The 19,714-nt window shown below is 60.5% G+C and carries 18 protein-coding genes; 10 read left to right on the forward strand and 8 right to left on the reverse strand.

Going from position 1 to position 19,714, the window contains the following annotated elements; genetic code table 11:
* Positions 1–226: 226 nt before the first annotated feature.
* The 6 genes from kdpE to kdpF are packed head-to-tail and all read right to left on the reverse strand — an operon-like array spanning position 227 to position 8,014.
* Positions 227–904 (reverse strand): two-component system response regulator KdpE, encoded by a 678-nt coding sequence (kdpE, locus tag KOSB73_RS10995; RefSeq protein WP_004132635.1) that lies wholly within the window; start codon positions 902–904, stop codon positions 227–229.
* Positions 901–3,588: a two-component system sensor histidine kinase KdpD gene (kdpD, locus tag KOSB73_RS11000; protein ID WP_004132634.1), complete on the reverse strand. Its 2,688-nt coding sequence runs from the start codon at positions 3,586–3,588 to the stop codon at positions 901–903. The genes kdpE and kdpD overlap by 4 nt, the downstream gene beginning before the upstream one ends.
* Position 3,589: 1 nt before the next feature.
* Positions 3,590–4,165: a potassium-transporting ATPase subunit KdpC gene (gene kdpC / locus KOSB73_RS11005; RefSeq protein ID WP_004132632.1), complete on the reverse strand. Its 576-nt coding sequence runs from the start codon at positions 4,163–4,165 to the stop codon at positions 3,590–3,592.
* A 10-nt stretch (positions 4,166–4,175) separates the two neighbouring features.
* Entirely contained in the window at positions 4,176–6,224 is a 2,049-nt protein-coding gene (kdpB, locus tag KOSB73_RS11010) for a potassium-transporting ATPase subunit KdpB (protein WP_024358790.1), read from the reverse strand.
* A gap of 21 nt (positions 6,225–6,245) precedes the next feature.
* The gene (gene kdpA / locus KOSB73_RS11015) at positions 6,246–7,925 is read right to left on the reverse strand and encodes a potassium-transporting ATPase subunit KdpA (RefSeq protein WP_049131919.1); all 1,680 of its coding nucleotides are present in this window, start codon (positions 7,923–7,925) and stop codon (positions 6,246–6,248) included.
* Positions 7,925–8,014: a K(+)-transporting ATPase subunit F gene (gene kdpF, locus KOSB73_RS11020; protein ID WP_049250631.1), complete on the reverse strand. Its 90-nt coding sequence runs from the start codon at positions 8,012–8,014 to the stop codon at positions 7,925–7,927. Before kdpF ends, kdpA begins: the two co-directional genes overlap by 1 nt.
* Positions 8,015–8,320: 306 nt before the next feature.
* Here kdpF and KOSB73_RS11025 point away from each other — a divergent pair, with 306 nt between their 5' ends.
* Both KOSB73_RS11025 and phrB read left to right on the forward strand, forming a co-directional pair.
* On the forward strand, positions 8,321–8,530 hold the full coding sequence (locus tag KOSB73_RS11025) for a YbfA family protein (RefSeq protein ID WP_162626030.1): 210 nt from the start codon (positions 8,321–8,323) through the stop codon (positions 8,528–8,530).
* Between the two features lie 202 nt (positions 8,531–8,732).
* Positions 8,733–10,175, forward strand: coding sequence for a deoxyribodipyrimidine photo-lyase (gene phrB / locus KOSB73_RS11030; RefSeq protein ID WP_024358788.1), 1,443 nt, complete (start codon positions 8,733–8,735; stop codon positions 10,173–10,175).
* On the opposite strand, the gene dtpD is transcribed toward phrB, so the two are convergent.
* Positions 10,144–11,625 carry a dipeptide permease DtpD gene (gene dtpD, locus KOSB73_RS11035; protein WP_004132624.1) on the reverse strand — a complete coding sequence of 494 codons (1,482 nt, stop codon included), beginning with the start codon at positions 11,623–11,625 and terminating at the stop codon, positions 10,144–10,146. The genes phrB and dtpD overlap by 32 nt on opposite strands.
* A 270-nt stretch (positions 11,626–11,895) precedes the next feature.
* Between dtpD and ybgI the strand changes: the two genes are divergently transcribed.
* From ybgI to nei, 8 genes are all read left to right on the forward strand, one after another.
* Positions 11,896–12,639 (forward strand): radiation resistance protein YbgI, encoded by a 744-nt coding sequence (ybgI, locus tag KOSB73_RS11040; protein WP_024358787.1) that lies wholly within the window; start codon positions 11,896–11,898, stop codon positions 12,637–12,639.
* 15 nt (positions 12,640–12,654) lie between these two features.
* On the forward strand, positions 12,655–13,311 hold the full coding sequence (gene pxpB / locus KOSB73_RS11045; RefSeq protein ID WP_004132173.1) for a 5-oxoprolinase subunit PxpB: 657 nt from the start codon (positions 12,655–12,657) through the stop codon (positions 13,309–13,311).
* Positions 13,305–14,237: a 5-oxoprolinase subunit PxpC gene (gene pxpC / locus KOSB73_RS11050; protein WP_024358786.1), complete on the forward strand. Its 933-nt coding sequence runs from the start codon at positions 13,305–13,307 to the stop codon at positions 14,235–14,237. Before pxpB ends, pxpC begins: the two co-directional genes overlap by 7 nt.
* A complete protein-coding gene (gene pxpA, locus KOSB73_RS11055) occupies positions 14,227–14,973 on the forward strand; it encodes a 5-oxoprolinase subunit PxpA (RefSeq protein WP_098140509.1) in 747 nt (248 codons plus the stop codon). Before pxpC ends, pxpA begins: the two co-directional genes overlap by 11 nt.
* A gap of 62 nt (positions 14,974–15,035) precedes the next feature.
* Entirely contained in the window at positions 15,036–15,761 is a 726-nt protein-coding gene (locus KOSB73_RS11060) for a DUF969 domain-containing protein (protein ID WP_049086580.1), read from the forward strand.
* A complete protein-coding gene (locus KOSB73_RS11065) occupies positions 15,758–16,753 on the forward strand; it encodes a DUF979 domain-containing protein (protein ID WP_049088759.1) in 996 nt (331 codons plus the stop codon). The genes KOSB73_RS11060 and KOSB73_RS11065 overlap by 4 nt, the downstream gene beginning before the upstream one ends.
* A 9-nt stretch (positions 16,754–16,762) precedes the next feature.
* Positions 16,763–17,407: a pyroglutamyl-peptidase I gene (gene pcp, locus KOSB73_RS11070; RefSeq protein ID WP_024358784.1), complete on the forward strand. Its 645-nt coding sequence runs from the start codon at positions 16,763–16,765 to the stop codon at positions 17,405–17,407.
* 15 nt (positions 17,408–17,422) lie between these two features.
* Positions 17,423–18,214 carry an endonuclease VIII gene (gene nei / locus KOSB73_RS11075; RefSeq protein WP_004133438.1) on the forward strand — a complete coding sequence of 264 codons (792 nt, stop codon included), beginning with the start codon at positions 17,423–17,425 and terminating at the stop codon, positions 18,212–18,214.
* A gap of 45 nt (positions 18,215–18,259) precedes the next feature.
* Here the strand turns inward: nei and gltA are convergent, their stop codons facing one another.
* The gene (gltA, locus tag KOSB73_RS11080) at positions 18,260–19,543 is read right to left on the reverse strand and encodes a citrate synthase (protein WP_004100276.1); all 1,284 of its coding nucleotides are present in this window, start codon (positions 19,541–19,543) and stop codon (positions 18,260–18,262) included.
* Positions 19,544–19,714: the final 171 nt, after the last annotated feature.

Consider the following 19,714-nt stretch of genomic DNA (forward strand, 5'->3'; position numbering starts at 1 on the left):
TGCATTCCCCGGATTGCGGCGTAAACGCCTTATCCGGGCTACCGGCCCGCAGTTGGCGGTGAACCCTTAGCCCGGTCAGCGCAGCGCCACCGGGATGAAACAGCGTTGATTTATGAGGCCCGGCACATTTCCTGGAGGCGGCGCTTGACGCGCTTGTCCGGGCTACCGCCTGGCAGACGACGGCGGGCCTGTAGCCCGGCTAAGCAAAGCGCGAGCCGGGGATCAGCTAGGGCATAAACCGATAGCCGATCCCGGTTTCGGTCAGCAGATGCTGCGGGCGCGCCGGGTCGGCCTCCAGCTTCTGTCGCAGATGTCCCATATAGATCCGCAGATAGTGGCTGTGTTCCACCGCGTTCGGCCCCCAGACCTGGTTGAGCAACTGCCGCTGGGTCAGCACTTTGCCGGGATTATTCAGCAGTACCACCAGCAGGCGAAATTCAATGGGCGTCAGGTGGATCTCTTCGTCGCCGCGCACGATGCGGCGGGCGGGGATATCGACTTCGACATCGGCAAAACGCACCAGCGGCTCATCGGCCTGGGCGCCGGCATGGCGGCGCATTGCCACCCTCAGCCGCGCCTGCAGTTCACCGATACCAAAGGGTTTGCTGAGATAATCATCGGCGCCGGCGTCAAGCGCGGCGATTTTGTCCTGCTCCTCGGTGCGCGCAGAGAGGACGATAATCGGCATCTGGCTCCACTGGCGAACCTCACGGATAAACGCGTTGCCGTCACCATCGGGCAGGCCAAGATCGAGAATGGTTAAATCCGGCTTGCGGGTCGCGGCTTCGATCAGCCCGCGCTGCAGCGTTTCCGCTTCAAATACGCGCATGCCGTCGGCTTCCAGCGCGGTGCGCAGAAAGCGGCGGATAGCATGCTCATCTTCGATGATCAAAACGTTAATCACATTTCCTCGGCTAAATCTTCCAGTTCAGGGGGCGCTTCTCTCGGCAGTGTAACACGGAAACAGGCGCCGCCTTGCGGGCGCGTCGCGGCGCTAATCGTTCCGCCGTGCACCTCAACGATCGCCTGGCAAATCGCCAGGCCCAGACCGACGCCGGGGATCGCCGACTCTTTATTCCCGCGGGCGAATTTATCAAAGATAGCCTGTTCCTGGCCGGCAGGAATACCCGGTCCGTTATCCCAAACCTCAAGCAGTAAATTGTGCGGGTCGACGTGCGCGGTAATGCCGATGTGCGCCTCTGTTCCCGCGTACTTCACCGCATTTTCCAGCAGATTAATCAGTACCCGTTCAAATAGCGGCCCGTCGACGTGAACCAGCAGCAGCGGGTCCGGCAGCGCGAGCTGAATATGCCGGCCGCCGAGCCCCGGCTCCAGCATACGCAGCGCGCTACCGACCACCTCTTCCAGAGTTAGCCACTCTTTATGCAAATTAAAGCCGCCGGACTGGATCCGCGCCATATCGAGGAGATTATTTACCAGCCGGGTGGTGTTCAACACGTGCTGACGAATCTCATTGGCCTGCGGCGCGTGTTTCGACCCTTCGCTGGCGAGATCGAGCGTCAGGATTTCAGCCTGGCCGAACAGCACCGTTAACGGCGTCCGCAGATCGTGGGACAGCGCTGCCAGCAGCGAGTTACGCAGGCTTTCCCGTTCGCTGTTCAGCCGCGCCTGCTCTTCGCTGGCGGTAAGCGTCAGTCTCTCCAGCGCGCTGGCGACCAGCAGGGTGAAGGTTTCCAGCAGGCGCTGCTGTTCGGGGATCATCAGCTGGCGGAGGTTGGCGGGTTCCACGACCAGCAGCCCCCAGGTGCGGGCGGCGCTTTTCAGCGGCAGGATTTGGTACGGCACGCCGGGTAGCGTATCGGTACCCGCCCCGGCGGGCTGCCCTTTATCGAAGCTCCAGCGGGCAATGGCGTCATCCCAGGTGATGGCCGCCGTTTGCGGAGTCAGCGGAGAGAGCCGGTTCGTTTCATCGGGCAGCAGCAGCTGGCTGCGCGCCTGAAACGTCGAGGCGATAAAGCGCTCGCTGGTGGCGGCGACGTCCTCACGGCTGCGGCCCACCGCCAGCGCTTTTGACATTTCGTACAGATGCCGGGTGCGCTGTTCGCGATAGCGCGCCACCCGCGCCTGATAGCGTACGCCGGCGGTGAGGTTGCCGATAAGCAGCCCGACGGTGAGCATCACGCTAAAGGTCAGCAGATACTGCACATCGGAAACCGCCAGCGTACCGCGCGGCGCGACAAAAAACAGGTCAAAGCTGACCACGTTAATCACCGTCGCCAGCACCGACGGCCAGCGTCCATACAACAGGGCGATAATTACCACGCCCAGCAGATACAGCATCACCAGGTTGGCGGCTTCAAAAGCCATCAGCCACTGCATGGCGACGACGGTTATCACCGCGCACAGGGCGATGGCGACGACGCATCCCTGGAGCTGCAAACGCCATTTTTCCATTGCGGTCCGGCCATCGCTGGCGCGAGCGGGCAGGGGGGCGGCTTTTTCATCCAGCGCGATCACGACCAGATCGAGGTCCGGCGCGTGGCGGGCCAGCCGATCGGCGAAGCCGCTGCGGTCCCACCAGCGCCTTTTTTGCTGGCGGCCAATCACTATCTTGCCGAGGTTATGCTCGCGGGCGTAGTGCAGAACGGCCCGCTCTTCAGAAGGATCGGCGAGGGTCGCGGTTTCCGCCCCCAGTTCCTGAGCCAGCCTGAGCGCGGCGAGGATCGCCCGCCGTTTCGCTTCCGGCAGGCGATGCAGAGAGGGGGTTTCCACATACACCGCATGCCAGACGCTCCCCAGCCTGGCCGCGAGGCGGGCGGCGGCGCGAACCAGCTTTTCGCTGCCGGTGTTGTGGCCGATGCAGAGCAAAATGGCGTCGCGGGTGTGCCAGACTTTTTCCTGTCCCTGACGATCGCGCCAGGCGCGCATTTGCTCATCGACCCGATCGGCGGTACGGCGCAGCGCCAGCTCGCGCAGGGCGATCAGGTTGCCCTTGCGAAAGAAGTTCTCAATAGCCCGCTCGGCCTGGCCGCCGATATAGACTTTCCCTTCATTGAGCCGCTGGCGGAGATCGTCGGGAGGCAGGTCGACCAGTACCACATCGTCGGCGGCGTCGAAGAACGGATCGGGGACGGTTTCACGGACCTGCACGCCGGTGATGCCGCTGACGACGTCGTTCAGGCTCTCGAGGTGCTGGACGTTAACGGTGGTAAACACGTCGATACCGGCTTCCAACAGCTCTTCGACGTCCTGCCAGCGTTTAGGATGACGGGAGCCGGGCGCGTTGCTGTGCGCCAGCTCATCGACGAGGATCAGCGCCGGGCGGCGGGCCAGGGCGCCGTCAAGGTCAAACTCTTTAACGTAGCGCCCGCGGTGGGAGAGGCGGCGCTGGGGCAGGGTGCAGAGCCCCTCAAGCATCGCCGCCGTCTCTTTACGCCCGTGGGTTTCCGCCACGCCAATCAGAATATCCAGCCCCTGGGCGCGCAGCCGCTGCGCTTCCGCCAGCATCGCCCAGGTTTTCCCCACCCCCGCGCAGGCGCCGAAAAAAACCTTTAACTTACCGCGATGCGGGGCGGCGGTGTGTTGCAGCAGGCGATCGGGGTCCGGACGCAGCGGCTCGTCACTCATTTCACTTATCCTTCAGGGCATCCAGCGACATATTCAGCTGCAGTATATTTACCACAGGTTGGCCGAGAAAGCTGAGCAACGGTTTTTGCGTTGCCTCGTTGACCAGTTGCGTGACCTGCTCCACGCTCAGCTGCCGGGCTTTGGCGACGCGCGGCGCCTGCCACAGGGCGGCGGCCGGGGTCAGGCTGTAATCCAGTCCGCTCGCCGAAGCGGTGACCAGCTCCACCGGAACCCTGGACGTGGCGTCCGGGTTGGCGACGCGCAGGGTCTGCACTCGTTCGCTGATGGCTTTATCCAGCGCCGGATTGCTGGCCGCGAGGTTGCTGCCGCCGGATGCCAGCGGATTATCCGGCATCTCCGCCGTGGCGGATGGGCGACCCTGGAAATAGCCCGGCGCGGTAAAGTTCTGCCCGATAAGGCTGGAACCGCGCACTTCGCCGTCAATCCTCAGCAGCGAGCCGTTGGCCTGCTGCGGGAACCACCACTGTCCTAGCGCGGTGGTTAATAGCGGATAGACGCCGCCGGTGAGCAGCGTTAACAGAATAAACAGCACAACAGCAGGACGAATCAATGACATGGTTTTTTCCTCACATCAGCCCGGTCAGGGTCAGTAACAGGTCGATCGCTTTGATACCGATAAACGGCACCAGCAGTCCGCCCAGGCCATAGACCCACAGGTTGCGGCGCAGCATCGCCGAGGCCGTCAGCGGCTTATAGCTCACCCCCTTCAGCGCCAGCGGGATCAGGAAGATGATAATCAGCGCATTAAAAATCACCGCGCTCAGGATCGCCGAAGAGGGCGAGTGCAGATGCATCACGTTAAGCATCGCCAGCGGCGGATAGACCGCGGCAAAGGCGGCCGGAATGATGGCAAAGTACTTCGCCACGTCATTGGCGATACTGAAGGTGGTTAATGAACCGCGGGTCATCAGCATCTGTTTACCGATGTGCACGACCTCGATCAGTTTGGTGGGGTTGGAGTCGAGGTCCACCATGTTACCCGCCTCTTTCGCCGCCTGGGTACCGGAGTTCATCGCCACCGCGACGTCGGCCTGCGCCAGCGCCGGGGCGTCGTTGGTACCGTCGCCGGTCATCGCCACCAGCCGTCCTTCCGACTGATACTGGCGGATTAACGCCAGCTTGGCTTCCGGCGTCGCTTCGGCGAGAAAGTCGTCCACGCCCGCTTCCGCGGCGATAGCGGCGGCGGTCAGGCGGTTATCGCCGGTGATCATCACCGTTTTAATCCCCATTTTACGCAGCTGGGCAAAACGCTCTTTGATGCCGCCTTTGACGATATCTTTCAGCGAAATAATCCCCAGCACCCGCTCGCCTTCGGCGACCACCAGCGGCGTGGCGCCAAGACGCGCCACGTCTTCAACCTGTTTATCGACATCGGCCGGGAAGTGGCCGCCGTTAGCCTCAACGTGGCGGCGAATGGCATCCACGGAACCTTTACGGATCATCCGCTGGTCGATGTTAATCCCGCTCATCCGGGTCTGGGCGGTAAAGGGCACGAAGGTGGCGTGCAGCGATTGCAGATCGCGCTCGCGCAGATTAAAGCGCTGCTTTGCCAGCACCACGATGCTGCGGCCTTCCGGCGTTTCGTCGGCCAGCGAAGAGAGCTGGGCGGCATCGGCAAGGGTTTTCTCTTCCACGCCCTGCGCGGGCAGGAACGCTGAAGCCTGGCGGTTGCCGAGGGTAATGGTGCCGGTTTTATCCAGCAGTAGAACGTCGACATCGCCCGCCGCTTCAACCGCGCGTCCGCTGGTGGCAATCACGTTCGCGCCGAGCATGCGGCTCATCCCGGCGACGCCGATAGCCGACAGCAGGCCGCCGATAGTGGTCGGGATCAGGCACACCAGCAGCGCCACCAGCACCGTCACGCTGACCGCGTTACCGCTCCAGGCGGAGAAGGGCCAGATGGTGGCGGTGGCCAGCAGGAACACCAGGGTCAGGGCGATAAGCAGGATCGTCAGGGCGATTTCGTTCGGCGTCTTGCGGCGCTGGGCGCCTTCAACCATGGCGATCATCCGGTCAAGGAAGGTTTCGCCCGGGTTGACGCTGCAGCGGATCACCAGCCAGTCGGAGAGAATACGCGTCCCGCCGGTCACCGAGGCGAAGTCGCCCCCGGATTCGCGGATAACCGGCGCGGATTCGCCGGTAATGGCGCTTTCATCCACGGATGCGCCGCCTTCGATAACCTCGCCGTCGCAGGGAATAATATCCCCCGCTTCGACCAGCACCACGTCGCCTTTACGCAGATCTTCAGCGGGTACGTGGTCAATTTGCGCATCGTGCTGCGGCGCGCGCAGCTTACGGGCAAAGGCGGTCTTTTTGACCCCCTTCAAGCTGTTGGCCTGCGCTTTACTGCGGCCTTCGGCCATCGCTTCGGCGAAATTGGCGAACAGGACGGTGAACCACAGCCAGAGACTAATGGCGGCGGTAAAACCGGCGCTGCCGGCGATATGCCCGCTGGCCATGGCGATAGCGAGCAGGGTGGTCAGCAGGCTGCCGATCCAGACGATAAACATCACTGGGTTACGCCACTGTACGGCAGGGCTCAGTTTTTTCACGGCGTCCAGCAGCGCCTGGCGCACCAGCGTCGGCTCCAGCAGGGCTAATGATTTGCGACTCATAACAGGTTGCTCCGCAATCGCTTAAAGTAAGGAAAAGTGTTCCGCCAGCGGGCCGAGCGCCAGCGCGGGAATAAAGGTCAGGGCGCCCACCAGCAGTACGGTGCCGATCAGCAGGCCGATAAACAGCGCGTCGTGGGTGGCGAGCGTGCCGCTGCCGGCGGGCTGAATTTTCTTGGTCACCAGCGAACCGGCAATGGCCAGCACCGGGATAATCACCGCGAAGCGGCCAACCAGCATGCAGAACGCCAGCAGCAGGTTCCAGAACGGCGTCGCCGCGCTCAGGCCGCCAAAGGCGCTGCCGTTGTTGTTGGCCGCGGAGGTGACGGCGTACAGCACTTCGCTGAAGCCGTGCGGTCCGGGGTTGAACATGCCCGCGCGCCCGGCCTCGGTCATCATTGCCAGCGCCGTACCGAGCAGCACCAGCGTTGGGGTCACGAGGATCGCCAGCGCGATCATTTTCATTTCGCGCACGTCGATCTTTTTGCCGAGGTATTCCGGTGTGCGGCCAATCATCAGCCCGGCAATGAAGACCGCCAGCATGACGAACAGCAGCATGCCGTACAGGCCAGAGCCCACGCCGCCGAAGACCACTTCGCCTATCTGCATCAGCCACATCGGCACCATCCCGCCCAGCGCGGTAAAGGAGTCATGCATGGCGTTGACCGCGCCGCATGACGCGGCGGTGGTGACCACGGCGAACAGGCTGCTGGCGAGAATGCCGAACCGGCTCTCTTTGCCTTCCATATTCAGGCTACTATCGGCGCCAAGGCTCAGCAGATGCGGGTTGCCGCGGGTCTCCGCCCACATCACTACCGCCACGCAGACGATGAAGATCAGCGTCATCGCCCACAGAATCGCGCGTCCCTGACGGCGGTCGCCCACCACCTCGCCGAAGGCGAAGCACAGCGCCGCCGGGATGAGAAAGATAGCCAGCATCTGCACCAGGTTGGTCAGCGCGGTGGGGTTTTCAAACGGATGCGCCGAGTTGGCGTTAAAGAAGCCGCCGCCGTTGGTCCCCAGCATTTTTATCGCTTCCTGCGAGGCCACCGGCCCCATCGGCAGCATCTGGCGTACCCCTTCAAGCGAGGTAAATCCCTGATTGGGGGAAAAGCTCTGCGGTACGCCCTGCTGAATAAAGAACAGCGCGATGAGCAGAGAAATCGGCAGCAGCAGCCAGAGGGTGATGCGGGTCAGGTCGACCCAGGCGTTGCCCAGGGTGCTGACTTTCTGTCGGGCATAGGCGCGGGTGAGGGCAAAGATCACCGCGATGCCGGTGGCGGCGGAGAGGAAGTTTTGCACCGCCAGCCCGGCCATCTGGCTAAGACTACTCATGGTGGTTTCACCGGCATAGGCCTGCCAGTTGGTGTTGCTGACAAAGCTCACCGCCGTATTCAGCGCCAGGTCCCACGACAGGCCGGGCTGATGCTGCGGGTTAAGCGGCAGCGAGCCCTGGAACGTCAGCAGCGCGAACAGCGCCACCAGACCCAGCGCGTTAAACAGCAGGATAGCGAATAAATATTGATACCAGTTCATCTCCTGCGAACGAATGCCCGCCGCCCGCCATAAACCGCGTTCGATACCGGCCAGGCCCGGTAGCGGGGCATCATTGATCATGGTCGCCAGCGCCGCGCCCAGCGGACGCGCCAGGATCATCAGTAGCAGAATAAAGCTCGCAATGAGCAAAAATCCTTGAGCGGCCATCAGAATGCCTCCGCGTGTATCAGGGCATAAACCAGATAAACCAGCAACAGGAACACCAGCGCTACGCCAGCGATTACGCCTGCAGTCACAATCCACCTCCGGGTGTCTTTTCGATTTACGAGGAGAATAGGCAGTCGGGCGCAAAGATTTCGCAAAAATCAGCGACGGGGGTGTAAAAAAAATATAAAAATCACCAAGCCCACAATTTAACTAATGATTAGTATTAATTTAACTTTTTTGTAACTAAGTTACCGGATGAATGTAAATAAAAGCTAAATAGGCGCTTTTTAGTGGTCGGATGAGTAGTAAAATTACAGCCAAAGCGGTACTATTTTAAGCAGAGAAACATTGTAACTTTTCCGGCCTTGCTTGCCGGCCTGACAAAGGGGAGAGAAATTATGGCGTTGTACAAAACTTATCCTGCTCATATCATCTTTGCGCGTCGCGCTTTCGCCGTGACGGCTGGCGTGCTGGCGCTGCCGGTAATGCTGTTCTGGAAAGACCGCGCGCGTTTTTACAGCTGGCTGCACCGCGTGTGGGCAAAAACCAGCGAACAGCCGGTATGGATGGCGCAGGCGGAAAAGGCCTCCGCAGATTTTTATTAACCTTTGCAGATGGCCGAACGGCTAAGCCTGCTGAAGCGCAGGCGCTGCGCCTAAGAATTTTGTTATCAATCACGCCGCCGGTTTATCCGGCGGTTTTTTTTTGCCTGGAGTGGCTTACACTTATTAACTTCCCGCAGGCTAAGCCCGGGGGATAGCTGTTTTAGACGTCGTATGTATCCATTTTAATGATGAAAGGAATGTTATGGCCACCCATCTGGTCTGGTTTCGCGCGGATTTGCGCATGCACGATAATCTGGCGCTCGCTGCCGCCTGCCGCGACCCCCATGCCAGGGTGCTGGGGGTGTTTATCGCCACGCCAGGGCAATGGCGCCAGCACGGGATGGCGGCGCGCCAGGCGGCATTTATCGTTAGCCATCTTCACAGCCTGCAAGCGGCGCTGGCGGAAAAGGGGATCCCGCTGCACGTTGAACAGGCGGAAGATTTTGCCGCCAGCGTAAAACGGCTCGCCAGCTTCTGCGGGCAGCAGCAGGTCACACATCTGTTTTACAACTATCAGTACGAAATTAACGAACGCCAGCGCGATGCCGCGGTGGAAAATACCCTGGCCGGAGTGACTTGTCAGGGTTTTGATGACAGCGTCCTGCTGCCGCCGGGCAGCGTGCTGACCGGCAATCGCGAAATGTATAAGGTGTTTACGCCGTTTAAAAATGCCTTTCTTCGCCGTTTACAGGAAGCGCTGCCCGAGTGCGTCGCCGCGCCGAAAGTCCGCGCGAGTGGCCCCATCGCTGCCGCCTCTAATGTGGAAATAGACTATCCGCAGACGCCCTTTGATAGCGAGCTGTTCGCCGCGGATGAAAAAAGCGCTATCGCCCGGCTCCGCGGTTTCTGCCAGCAAAAAGCCGCCGATTATGAACAGCAGCGCGATCTTCCCGCCGTCGAAGGAACCAGCCGGCTGTCGCCGTGCCTGGCGGTGGGCGCGCTCTCGCCGCGCCAGTGCCTGCACCGTTTGCTGGTTGAGCAGCCGCGGGCGCTGGATGGCGAAGCCGGGGCAGTATGGCTCAACGAGCTTATCTGGCGCGAGTTTTACCGTCATCTGATGGTTTACTACCCAAACTTGTGTAAAGGTCGCCCTTTTATCGGCTGGACCGATAACGTGGCGTGGCTGGATGATAAATCCGCGCTGCAGGCCTGGCAGCGCGGGCAAACCGGTTTCCCGATTGTCGATGCCGCCATGCGTCAGCTCAATGCGACCGGCTGGATGCATAACCGCCTGCGGATGATTGTCGCCAGCTTTCTGGTTAAAGATCTGCGCATCGACTGGCGGCTGGGCGAACGCTACTTTATCGAACAGCTTATTGATGGCGATCTGGCGGCGAATAATGGCGGCTGGCAGTGGGCGGCCTCCACGGGTACCGATGCCGCGCCCTATTTTCGTATTTTTAACCCGACGACCCAGGGAGAACGCTTCGATAAAGCGGGGCGGTTTATTCGTCACTGGCTGCCGGAGCTGGCCGGAGTGCCAGAGAAAGCGGTGCATCAACCGTGGCTGTGGGCGGAAAAGCAGGGCGTAAAGCTGGATTATCCGCGCCCGATTGTTGACCACAAGCAGGCGCGGCTGGAGACGCTGGCGGCCTGGGAAGCCGCCAGAGAACTTAAGACTCCATCGCCAGGCGACGAGCCCTGATCTTAACGGAGTGATACAGCCAGATCGCCAGCACCAGGCCGACGCAGGCCAGCGCGCCCCAGGTTATCTGGCTGAACACCTCAATGTAGGCGTTAATCGAGTAGTTGATGGCCCCGGCGGCGTCGAACGACCCCTGCGAGGTCTGGTCGGCAATCACCCCCGCCAGATAGTTGGCGATTGCGCCGGAGAGCAGCATATAAATGCCGGTCAGCACGCCGGTCACGCCGGGGATCTGAATACGGGTGATTTGCGACATCGCAACCGGGTCGATAAACAGCTCGGCAAAGCCCATCACCGCCAGACCCAATACCATTAGCGGCATCGAGGAGTGGCCATAGGCGGCTGACCAGCGGGCGCTGAGGGTCAGGATGCAGAACCCGGCGCTCATCAGGCCGAGGCCCAACGCAAACTTGCCCCAGATGCGCACGGTACGGTTGCCGTTGATATTCTCTTTCACCAGCCACGCCAGCACCACTCCGCAGAGCATCACCGCAAAGGCGTTGACCGACTGGAACATCGCGGTCGGTATTTCATAGCCCATAAAATGGCGGTTAACGAAACGGTCGATATACAGGCTGATGGAACTGCCGCCCTGCTGCGCAAAGGCCCAGAACAGCAGGCTGAAGCAGGTGAGCACCATAATCAGCCGCAGATCTTTACGCTGCCCGGCGGTCTCCGCGCGCAGGTAGATCCGCGTCAGTACCGCCAGGCCGATAACCGTCGCCACAATCAGCGCATAGACCGACCACTCCTGCCAAAACAGCACGGTGATTAGCAGCGGAGCGGCGATCAGCAGCACCAGCAGCCAGCCCCAGTTTGGTAAAACAAAGCTCCGCGCCCGCAGCGCTTCGCGATTGACGCCCCGGGTATGGCGGAAATGGCGGTTGCCGCTGAGGAAAATGACCAGCCCGGCGATCATGCCTACCGCCGCCAGCGCAAAGCCCATCGCCCAGCTGTACTCCTCCTGCACGTAGCCGCAGGCGATTGGCGCAATGATAGACCCGACGTTGCCCGCCGCGTACATCAGCGAAAAACCGCCGTCGCGGCGCGGGTCGGTGGGTTCATACAGTTCGCCGAGCAGGCAGCTGACGTTGGATTTAAACAGCCCGTAGCCGCAGACAATAATCGCCAGCGACAGATAGAGGAAGGTGGGGGCGATTTCGCTGGCGCCGAGCACCAGATGGCCGATGGCCATCAACAGCGCGCCGAGCATCACCGCCATGCGGTTGCCCAGCAGCTTATCGGCCAGGAAGCCGCCGAGAATCGGCGTGACGTAAACTAAAGAACAGTAGGCGCTGAACAGCGCATAAGCGTGATTATCGTCATACTTGAGCTGATTGGTGAGATAAAGAATCAGCAGCGCGCGCATGCCGTAAAAGCTGAAGTATTCCCAGATTTGCAGCGCGACGACGTAATAAATCGCCCGCGGCTGTGAGGATTGTGTGTTCATGTAATGCTTCGTCCTGCCATAAAAAAGAAAGTCGATCTTTCTGCATGAATAGCTATTAACTAGCGATATTCATGGCGTTATAGGCTTTCTGGTTATTTAATATGCTGTAATAGTGCATAAATATACACGAATGCGCGCAGGAGGGAGTAGACAAATTGCGGGATTTCGCGAAAAGTCAAAATGGACGGCGAAGCGGCAGAACTATCGACTGACCGGGCGGATACCGTTATGTTATCCCTCTGCATAGAATGATGACCTGGTGGAGCGGCAATGAAAAATAGTGAACTGGAACAACTGATTAATGAAAAGCTGAATAGCGCGGCCATCAGTGATTACGCCCCCAATGGGCTTCAGGTGGAAGGGCGCGAGACGATACAAAAAATCGTCACCGGCGTAACCGCCAGCCAGGCGCTGCTGGATGAAGCCGTGCGCCTGGAGGCCGATGCGGTGATCGTCCATCACGGCTACTTCTGGAAAGGTGAATCGCCGGTGATTCGCGGCATGAAGCGCAACCGCCTCAAAACGCTGTTGGCTAACGACATTAACCTCTACGGCTGGCACCTGCCGCTTGATGCCCACCCGGAACTGGGCAATAACGCCCAGCTGGCGTCGCTGCTCGGCATCAACGTGATGGGCGAAATCGAGCCGCTGGTGCCGTGGGGCGAACTGTCGATGGCGGTATCGGGTCTGGAACTGGCTTCGTGGATTGAAGCGCGGCTGGGACGCAAACCGCTGTGGTGCGGCGACACCGGGCCGGACAAAGTCGCTCGCGTGGCGTGGTGCACCGGCGGCGGCCAGAGCTTTATCGACAGCGCCGCCCGCTTTGGCGTCGACGCGTTTATTACCGGTGAGGTTTCAGAGCAAACCATCCACTCGGCGCGCGAGCAGGGGCTGCATTTTTACGCCGCCGGGCACCATGCCACCGAGCGCGGCGGAATTCGCGCGTTAAGCGAATGGCTAACGGAAAATACCGAACTGGACGTCACGTTTATTGATATCCCCAACCCGGCTTGATGAACGGAGGCAAAAGTGCAGCGAGCGCGTTGTTATTTGTTAGGTGAAACGGCAGTGGTACTGGAGCTTGAGCCGCCGGTAACGCTCGAAAGCCAGAAGCGGATCTGGCGGTTAGCCCAGCGGCTGGTTGGCCATACCGAGGTGGTGGAAGCCATCCCGGGTATGAACAACATTACCGTGATATTGCGTAATCCGCAGCAGACGGCGTGGGATGCGATTGAGCGCCTGCAGCTCTGGTGGGAGGAGTGCGATACGCTCGAACCGGAATCGCGGCAGGTGTCGGTTCCGGTGGTTTACGGCGGCGAATACGGACCGGATCTGGGGGAAATTGCCCGCCACAGCGGCCTGAGCGAGAAGCAGGTGGTTGAGCTGCATTCGTCGGTGGAGTACGTGGTGTGGTTCCTCGGCTTTCAGCCGGGTTTCCCGTATTTCGGCGGCCTGCCAGAAAAGCTGGCGATGCCGCGACGGGCGGAGCCGCGCCTGCTGGTGCCCGCCGGGTCCGTCGGTATTGGCGGCGCGCAAACCGGGATCTATCCGCTGGCGACGCCGGGGGGGTGGCAGCTGCTGGGGCGTACGCCGCTGGCGCTATTTGATCCGAAGCGCAAGGAACCGGTGCTGCTGCGTTCCGGCGACAGAGTGCGTTTCGTGCCGCAAAAGGAGGGCGTATGTTAAAAATTATCCGCGCCGGAATGTATACCTCGGTGCAGGACGGCGGGCGTGAAGGGCTGCGTCAGCTGGGCATCAGCCGCTGCGGCGCGATGGATAAGCCGGCGCTGGTCACCGCCAATCTGCTGGTGGGTAACGGCGCCAACGCCGCGGCGCTGGAGATAACCCTGGGCCAGGTGGATATTCAGTTTGAGCGTAGCGGCTGGTTTGCGCTGACCGGCGCCGCCTGCGAGGCGAAGCTCGATGGCGAGCCGGTATGGGTGGGCTGGCGAACGGCGGTCAAGGCCGGGCAGCATCTGGTGCTCAAGAATCCCCAGCACGGCGTGCGCAGCTATCTGGCGGTGGCGGGGGGAATTGCGGTGCCGAAGGTGCTGGGTTCGCGCAGCACTGACCTGAAAGTGGGAATTGGCGGCCTTGAAGGGCGACGCTTGCAGGACGGCGACCGGCTGAAGCTGGGGAAATCGGATAAGCAGTTCCGCGGACCGCGCGGCGTGAAGCAGCTGCCCATCGGCAACCGCATCCGCGCGCTGCCCGGGCCGGAGTACCAGGAGTTCGATAGCGTGTCGCAGGACGCCTTCTGGCGTTCGCCGTGGCGGCTTAGCCCGCAGAGCAATCGCATGGGCTACCGCCTGCAGGGGCAACCGCTGAAGCGAATGACCGATCGCGAGATGCTGTCCCACGGCCTGCTGCCTGGGGTGGTGCAGGTTCCGCATAACGGCCAGCCCATCGTACTGATGAACGACGCGCAGACCACCGGCGGCTATCCGCGGATTGCGACCATTATCGAAGCCGACATGTACCAGCTGGCGCAGATCCCGCTGGGACAACCGATCCACTTTGTTCCCTGCTCCCTGGAGGAAGCGCTGAAAGCGCGCGCCGACAGGCAACGTTACTTTGAACAACTGGCATGGAGACTTAACGATGAAGATTGATTTAAACGCCGATCTCGGCGAAGGCTGCGCCAACGATAGCGCGCTGCTGCAGCTGGTCTCTTCCGCCAATATCGCCTGCGGTTTCCATGCGGGCGATGCGCTAATGATGCTGCAGTGCGTCCGCGAAGCGCTGAAATATGACGTCGCTGTGGGCGCGCATCCCAGCTTTCCCGACCGGGAAAGTTTTGGCCGTACGGCGATGCAGCTGCCGCCGGAAACGGTTTATGCGCAAACGCTGTATCAGGTTGGCGCGCTGGCGGCGCTGGTGCGCGCTCAGGGCGGCGAGCTGCGGCACGTCAAGCCGCACGGTATGCTCTATAACCAGGCGGCAAAAGATCCGCAGCTAGCTGACGCTATCGCCAAAGCGGTATATGACGTTGACGCGGGTCTGGTGCTGGTGGGCCTGGCGGGCAGCGAGCTGATTCGCGCCGGGCAGCGTTATCAGCTGACCACTCGCCAGGAGGTCTTCGCCGACCGCGGCTATCTGGCGGACGGCAGCCTGGTGCCGCGTACCCAGCCCGGCGCGCTGATCGAAAGCGAAGAACAGTCGCTGGCGCAAACCCTGGAAATGGTGCAGCACAGCCGGGTGCGCAGTATCACCGGCGAATGGGCGCACGTGGTGGCGGAAACCGTCTGCCTGCACGGTGACGGCGAGCACGCGCTGGATTTTGCGCGCCGCTTGCGCGCGGCATTTGCCGGGCGCAATATACAGGTCAGTGCGGAAGTGCAAGAATAAAAACAATAAAATCAATTTCTTAAAATTAGACAACAACTCACAACAACATACAGGATGTTACTATGGGAGAGTCATTATCTCTCTGGCCACTGATCGGCATTGCGGCGATCGTGGTCGGATTTGTTCTGCGTTTTAACCCGGTGCTGGTGGTTATTGTCTCCGGGATCATCACCGGTCTGACGGCGCATATGCCGATCGCGACCATTCTGGAAAAGCTGGGTGAAGGGTTTCTCAATACTCGCAACCTGCCGTTTATTCTGCTGCTGCCGCTGGCGGTGATTGGCCTGCTGGAGCGGCACGGGCTGAAAGAGCGCGCGCAGATGTGGATCGCGAAGATCCGCAGCGCCACCGCCGGTCGTCTGCTTATCGTCTATCTGTTCGTGCGTGAAGTGACCGCGGCGATGGGCCTCACCAGCCTGGGCGGACATCCGCAGATGGTGCGCCCGCTGCTGGCGCCGATGGCGGAAGGGGCGGCGGAGAAAAACTTTGGCGCCTTGCCTGGCGAGGTCCGCTATCGCCTGCGCGCGATGTCGGCGGCGACCGATAACGTCGGCCTGTTCTTCGGGGAAGATATTTTCGTCGCCTTCGGCGCGATTATCTTTATGCATAACTTTATGCTGGAGTCGGGCGGCATTCAGACCGAGCCGCTGCACATCGCCCTGTGGGGGATCCCCACGGCGGTCTGCGCTTTCCTGATCCACTCTGCCCGCCTGTGGCGCCTCGACCGCCATCTCCAGCGCGAGCTGGACAAGGTTAACGCCGGCCAGGCGAAAGGCGGTGCCGCATGAATTTTCAGCAAACCTGGCTTTACTGGCTGGCGGGCGTCGTTCTGCTGGTGGTAGCGGTGATGTCATGGCGCGATAAGGCCAACCCGCGCAGGCTGACAACCGGCCTGTTCTGGGGGCTGTACGGCCTGGTGTTTCTGTTTGGCGACTGGACCTATGAGCTGGTCGGCGACAAGCGCACCGTCAATATCGGCGTTGGCGTGGTGGTGGTGGTACTGGCGCTGATCGCCGGTTTTGGCGGCGTGCGCCTCGGTCGCTATCATCAGCGCTCGCAGGAAGAACGTACCGCCAGCGCCGCGCGTCTTGGCAACCGGCTGTTTTTCCCGGCGCTGGCGATACCGGTGGTGACGGTGATCGGCGTGCTGCTGTTTAATAATCTCCCCTCGCTGCAGATCGCTATCTTTGGTCCGGGCAATCACGCCACGCTGATCACGCTGTTTTCAATGACCGCAGGTACGCTGCTCGGCCTGGTGATGGCTATCCGCATGACCCATGAAACGGCGGCGCAGCCGTTGCAGGAAGCTCGTCGCCTGCTGGATTCCGTGGGCTGGGCGTTTATTTTGCCGCAGATCCTCGCGGTGCTCGGGCTGCTGTTTACCGCCGCGGGCGTCGGCAATAGCATCTCCTGGCTGACGCAGCACTATCTGGCGGTAGACAGCCGGTTTATCGCCGTGGCCGTCTATACCTTGGGTATGGCGCTGCTGACGATGGTGATGGGCAACGCTTTCGCCGCGTTTCCCATCGTGACGGCGGGCGTCGGGATCCCGATTCTGGTGCTGCAGCACGGCGGTAACCCGGCGGTGATGGCGGCAATTGGCATGTTCTCCGGCTACTGCGGGACCCTGATGACCCCAATGGCGGCGAACTTCAATATCGTCCCGGCCGCGCTGCTGGAGTTGCCGGATAAAAACGCGGTGATCAAAGCCCAGGTGCCGACCGGCGTTATGCTGCTTATCGTGAACGTATTTTTGCTCTATTTCCTGATGTTCCTGTAAGGAGGGATCATGGCTGGCGTACTGATTACCGGTTTTGAACCGTTTGGCGGCGAAGCGGTTAACCCTTCGTGGGAAGTGGTAAAGCGGCTGGACGGCGCTATCATCGCCGGGCAGCCGGTGGTGGCGCGGCAGCTGCCGTGCGTCTTTGGCGACGCCCTGACGGCGCTGAACGCCGCGCTGGATGAGCTGAAACCTGTCTTAACGCTGGCGATTGGCCAGGCGGGCGGTCGCGTCGACATCACCGTTGAACGGGTGGCGATCAACGTCGATGATGCGCGGATCCCGGACAATAAAGGCCTGCAGCCGATCGACGTGCCGATCGTAGCCGGAGGCCCGGCGGCGTACTTCAGCACGCTGCCGATCAAAGCGATCGTGACCGCCCTGCGGAGCAAAGGCATTCCGGCGTCGGTGTCGCAGACGGCGGGGACGTTTGTCTGTAATCACGTGATGTATGGCCTGCTGCATAGCCTGCGTCATCGCAGCGGCGCGAAGGGCGGGTTTATCCATATACCGTATTTGCCGGAGCAGGCCGCGGCTCACCCCGGCGAAGCGAGTATGGCGGTAGACACGGTGCGTGCGGCGCTGGAAACGGCTATCGCCGTTGCCCTGCAGCAGGACGGGGACGTGAAAGTCGGCGGCGGCGCAACGCATTAACACAAGGATAAGATTATGCCGGAAGGTCCGGAAATTCGCCGCGCGGCGGATAGCCTGGAAGCGGCGATTAAAGGCGAACCCCTGACCGGGGCGTGGTTCGCCTTCCCGCAGTTACAACAATACCAATCTCAGCTGGTCGGCCAGCGAGTGACGCACATTGAAACTCGCGGCAAGGCGCTGCTGACCCACTTCTCCGGCGGGCTAACGCTGTATAGCCACAATCAGCTGTACGGCGTCTGGCGAGTGGTGGACGCGGGAGAGCAGCCTGAAACGACGCGCGTTCTGCGCGTCCGGCTGCAGACCGCGCGCAGGGCGATTTTGCTCTACAGCGCCTCCGATATTGAAATGCTGACGCCCGAGCAGCTCGCCCGCCATCCGTTTTTGCTGCGGGTCGGGCCGGATGTGCTCGATATGCGCCTTAGCGTTGAACAGGTTAAAGCGCGGCTGCTGTCGGCGAAATTTCGCAACCGCCAGTTCTCCGGTCTGCTGCTGGATCAGGCGTTTCTTGCCGGATTAGGCAACTATCTGCGCGTGGAGATCCTCTGGCAGGTGGGGCTGACCGGGCGGCATAAAGCCTCAGAACTGGATGAAAAACAGCTCGATGCGCTGGCGCATGCGCTGCTGGAGATCCCGCGATTGTCCTACAACACCCGCGGTCTGGCCGATGAGAATAAGCACCACGGCGCGCTGTTTCGCTTTAAGGTTTTTCATCGCGAAGGGGAGGCCTGCGAGCGCTGCGGCGGGATTATCGAGAGGACCATGCTGTCGTCGCGGCCGTTTTACTGGTGCCCGGGATGCCAGCAATAAAAAAACGCGCCAGAAGGCGCGTTTTTTGTCGTAGCGATAGCCGACTTAGCGGGCGATATCGTTTTTGAAATCGCGCTTTTCATAGCCGGTATACAGCTGACGTGGACGGGCGATTTTCATGCCGTCGCTGTGCATTTCGTTCCAGTGCGCAATCCAGCCCACGGTACGCGCCATCGCAAAGATAACGGTAAACATGGAGGATGGGATGCCCATCGCTTTGAGGATGATACCGGAGTAGAAATCGACGTTCGGGTAAAGTTTCTTCTCGATGAAGTACGGGTCGTTGAGCGCGATGTGCTCAAGCTCCATGGCCACTTCCAGCAGATCGTCTTTGGTGCCCAGCTCTTTCAGCACTTCATGGCAGGTTTCACGCATAACGGTGGCGCGCGGGTCGTAGTTTTTGTACACCCGGTGGCCAAAGCCCATCAGGCGGAAAGAGTCGTTTTTGTCTTTCGCGCGACGGACGAATTCCGGAATGTGCTCAACGGAGCTGATCTCTTCGAGCATCTTCAGCGCCGCTTCGTTGGCGCCGCCGTGCGCCGGTCCCCACAGGGAGGCAATACCCGCAGCGATGCAGGCAAACGGGTTGGCGCCGGAAGAGCCGGCGGTACGCACGGTGGAAGTCGAAGCGTTTTGTTCATGGTCGGCGTGCAGGATCAGGATACGGTCCATGGCGCGTTCCAGAATCGGGTTCACTTCATATTTTTCACACGGCGTGGAGAACATCATATTCAGGAAGTTACCCGCGTAGGAGAGGTCGTTGCGCGGATAAACGAAAGGCTGGCCGATAGAATATTTGTAACACATTGCCGCCATAGTCGGCATCTTGGAGAGCAGGCGGAATGCGGCGATATCGCGGTGGCGTGGGTTATTCACATCCAGCGAATCGTGATAGAAGGCGGCCAGCGCACCGGTGATACCGCACATAACGGCCATCGGATGTGAATCGCGGCGGAACGCGTGGAACAGACGGGTAATCTGTTCGTGAATCATAGTGTGGCGAGTAACGATAGTTTTGAATTCGTCGTACTGGGCCTGGGTCGGCTTCTCACCGTTCAGCAGGATGTAGCATACTTCCAGATAGTTGGAGTCGGTTGCTAACTGATCGATCGGAAAACCGCGGTGCAGCAGGATACCTTCATCACCGTCTATAAAGGTGATTTTAGATTCGCAGGATGCGGTTGAGGTGAAACCAGGGTCAAAAGTAAATACGCCTTTTGAACCAAGACTACGAATATCAATAACATCCTGACCGAGAGTGCCCTTTAGCACATCCAGTTCGATAGCAGTATCACCACCCAGGGTGATTTTTGCTTTAGCATCAGACATTTATGGTCTCCTTAGCGCCTTTATTGCTTAAGACTGCCGGGTGGTGGATTTGCATTCGGCCCGTAGCAGATGACGTTACCAGTTTGTTATGTTGCACATCGCTCTGCGTCGCGAAAGGGGCAGGGTACAGAGCAAGGGCGCTTGATGGTACGACTTCAGCCTACGATGAAA

The sequence above is a fragment of the Klebsiella grimontii genome (assembly GCF_900200035.1).
Classification (GTDB): Bacteria; Pseudomonadota; Gammaproteobacteria; order Enterobacterales; family Enterobacteriaceae; genus Klebsiella; species Klebsiella grimontii.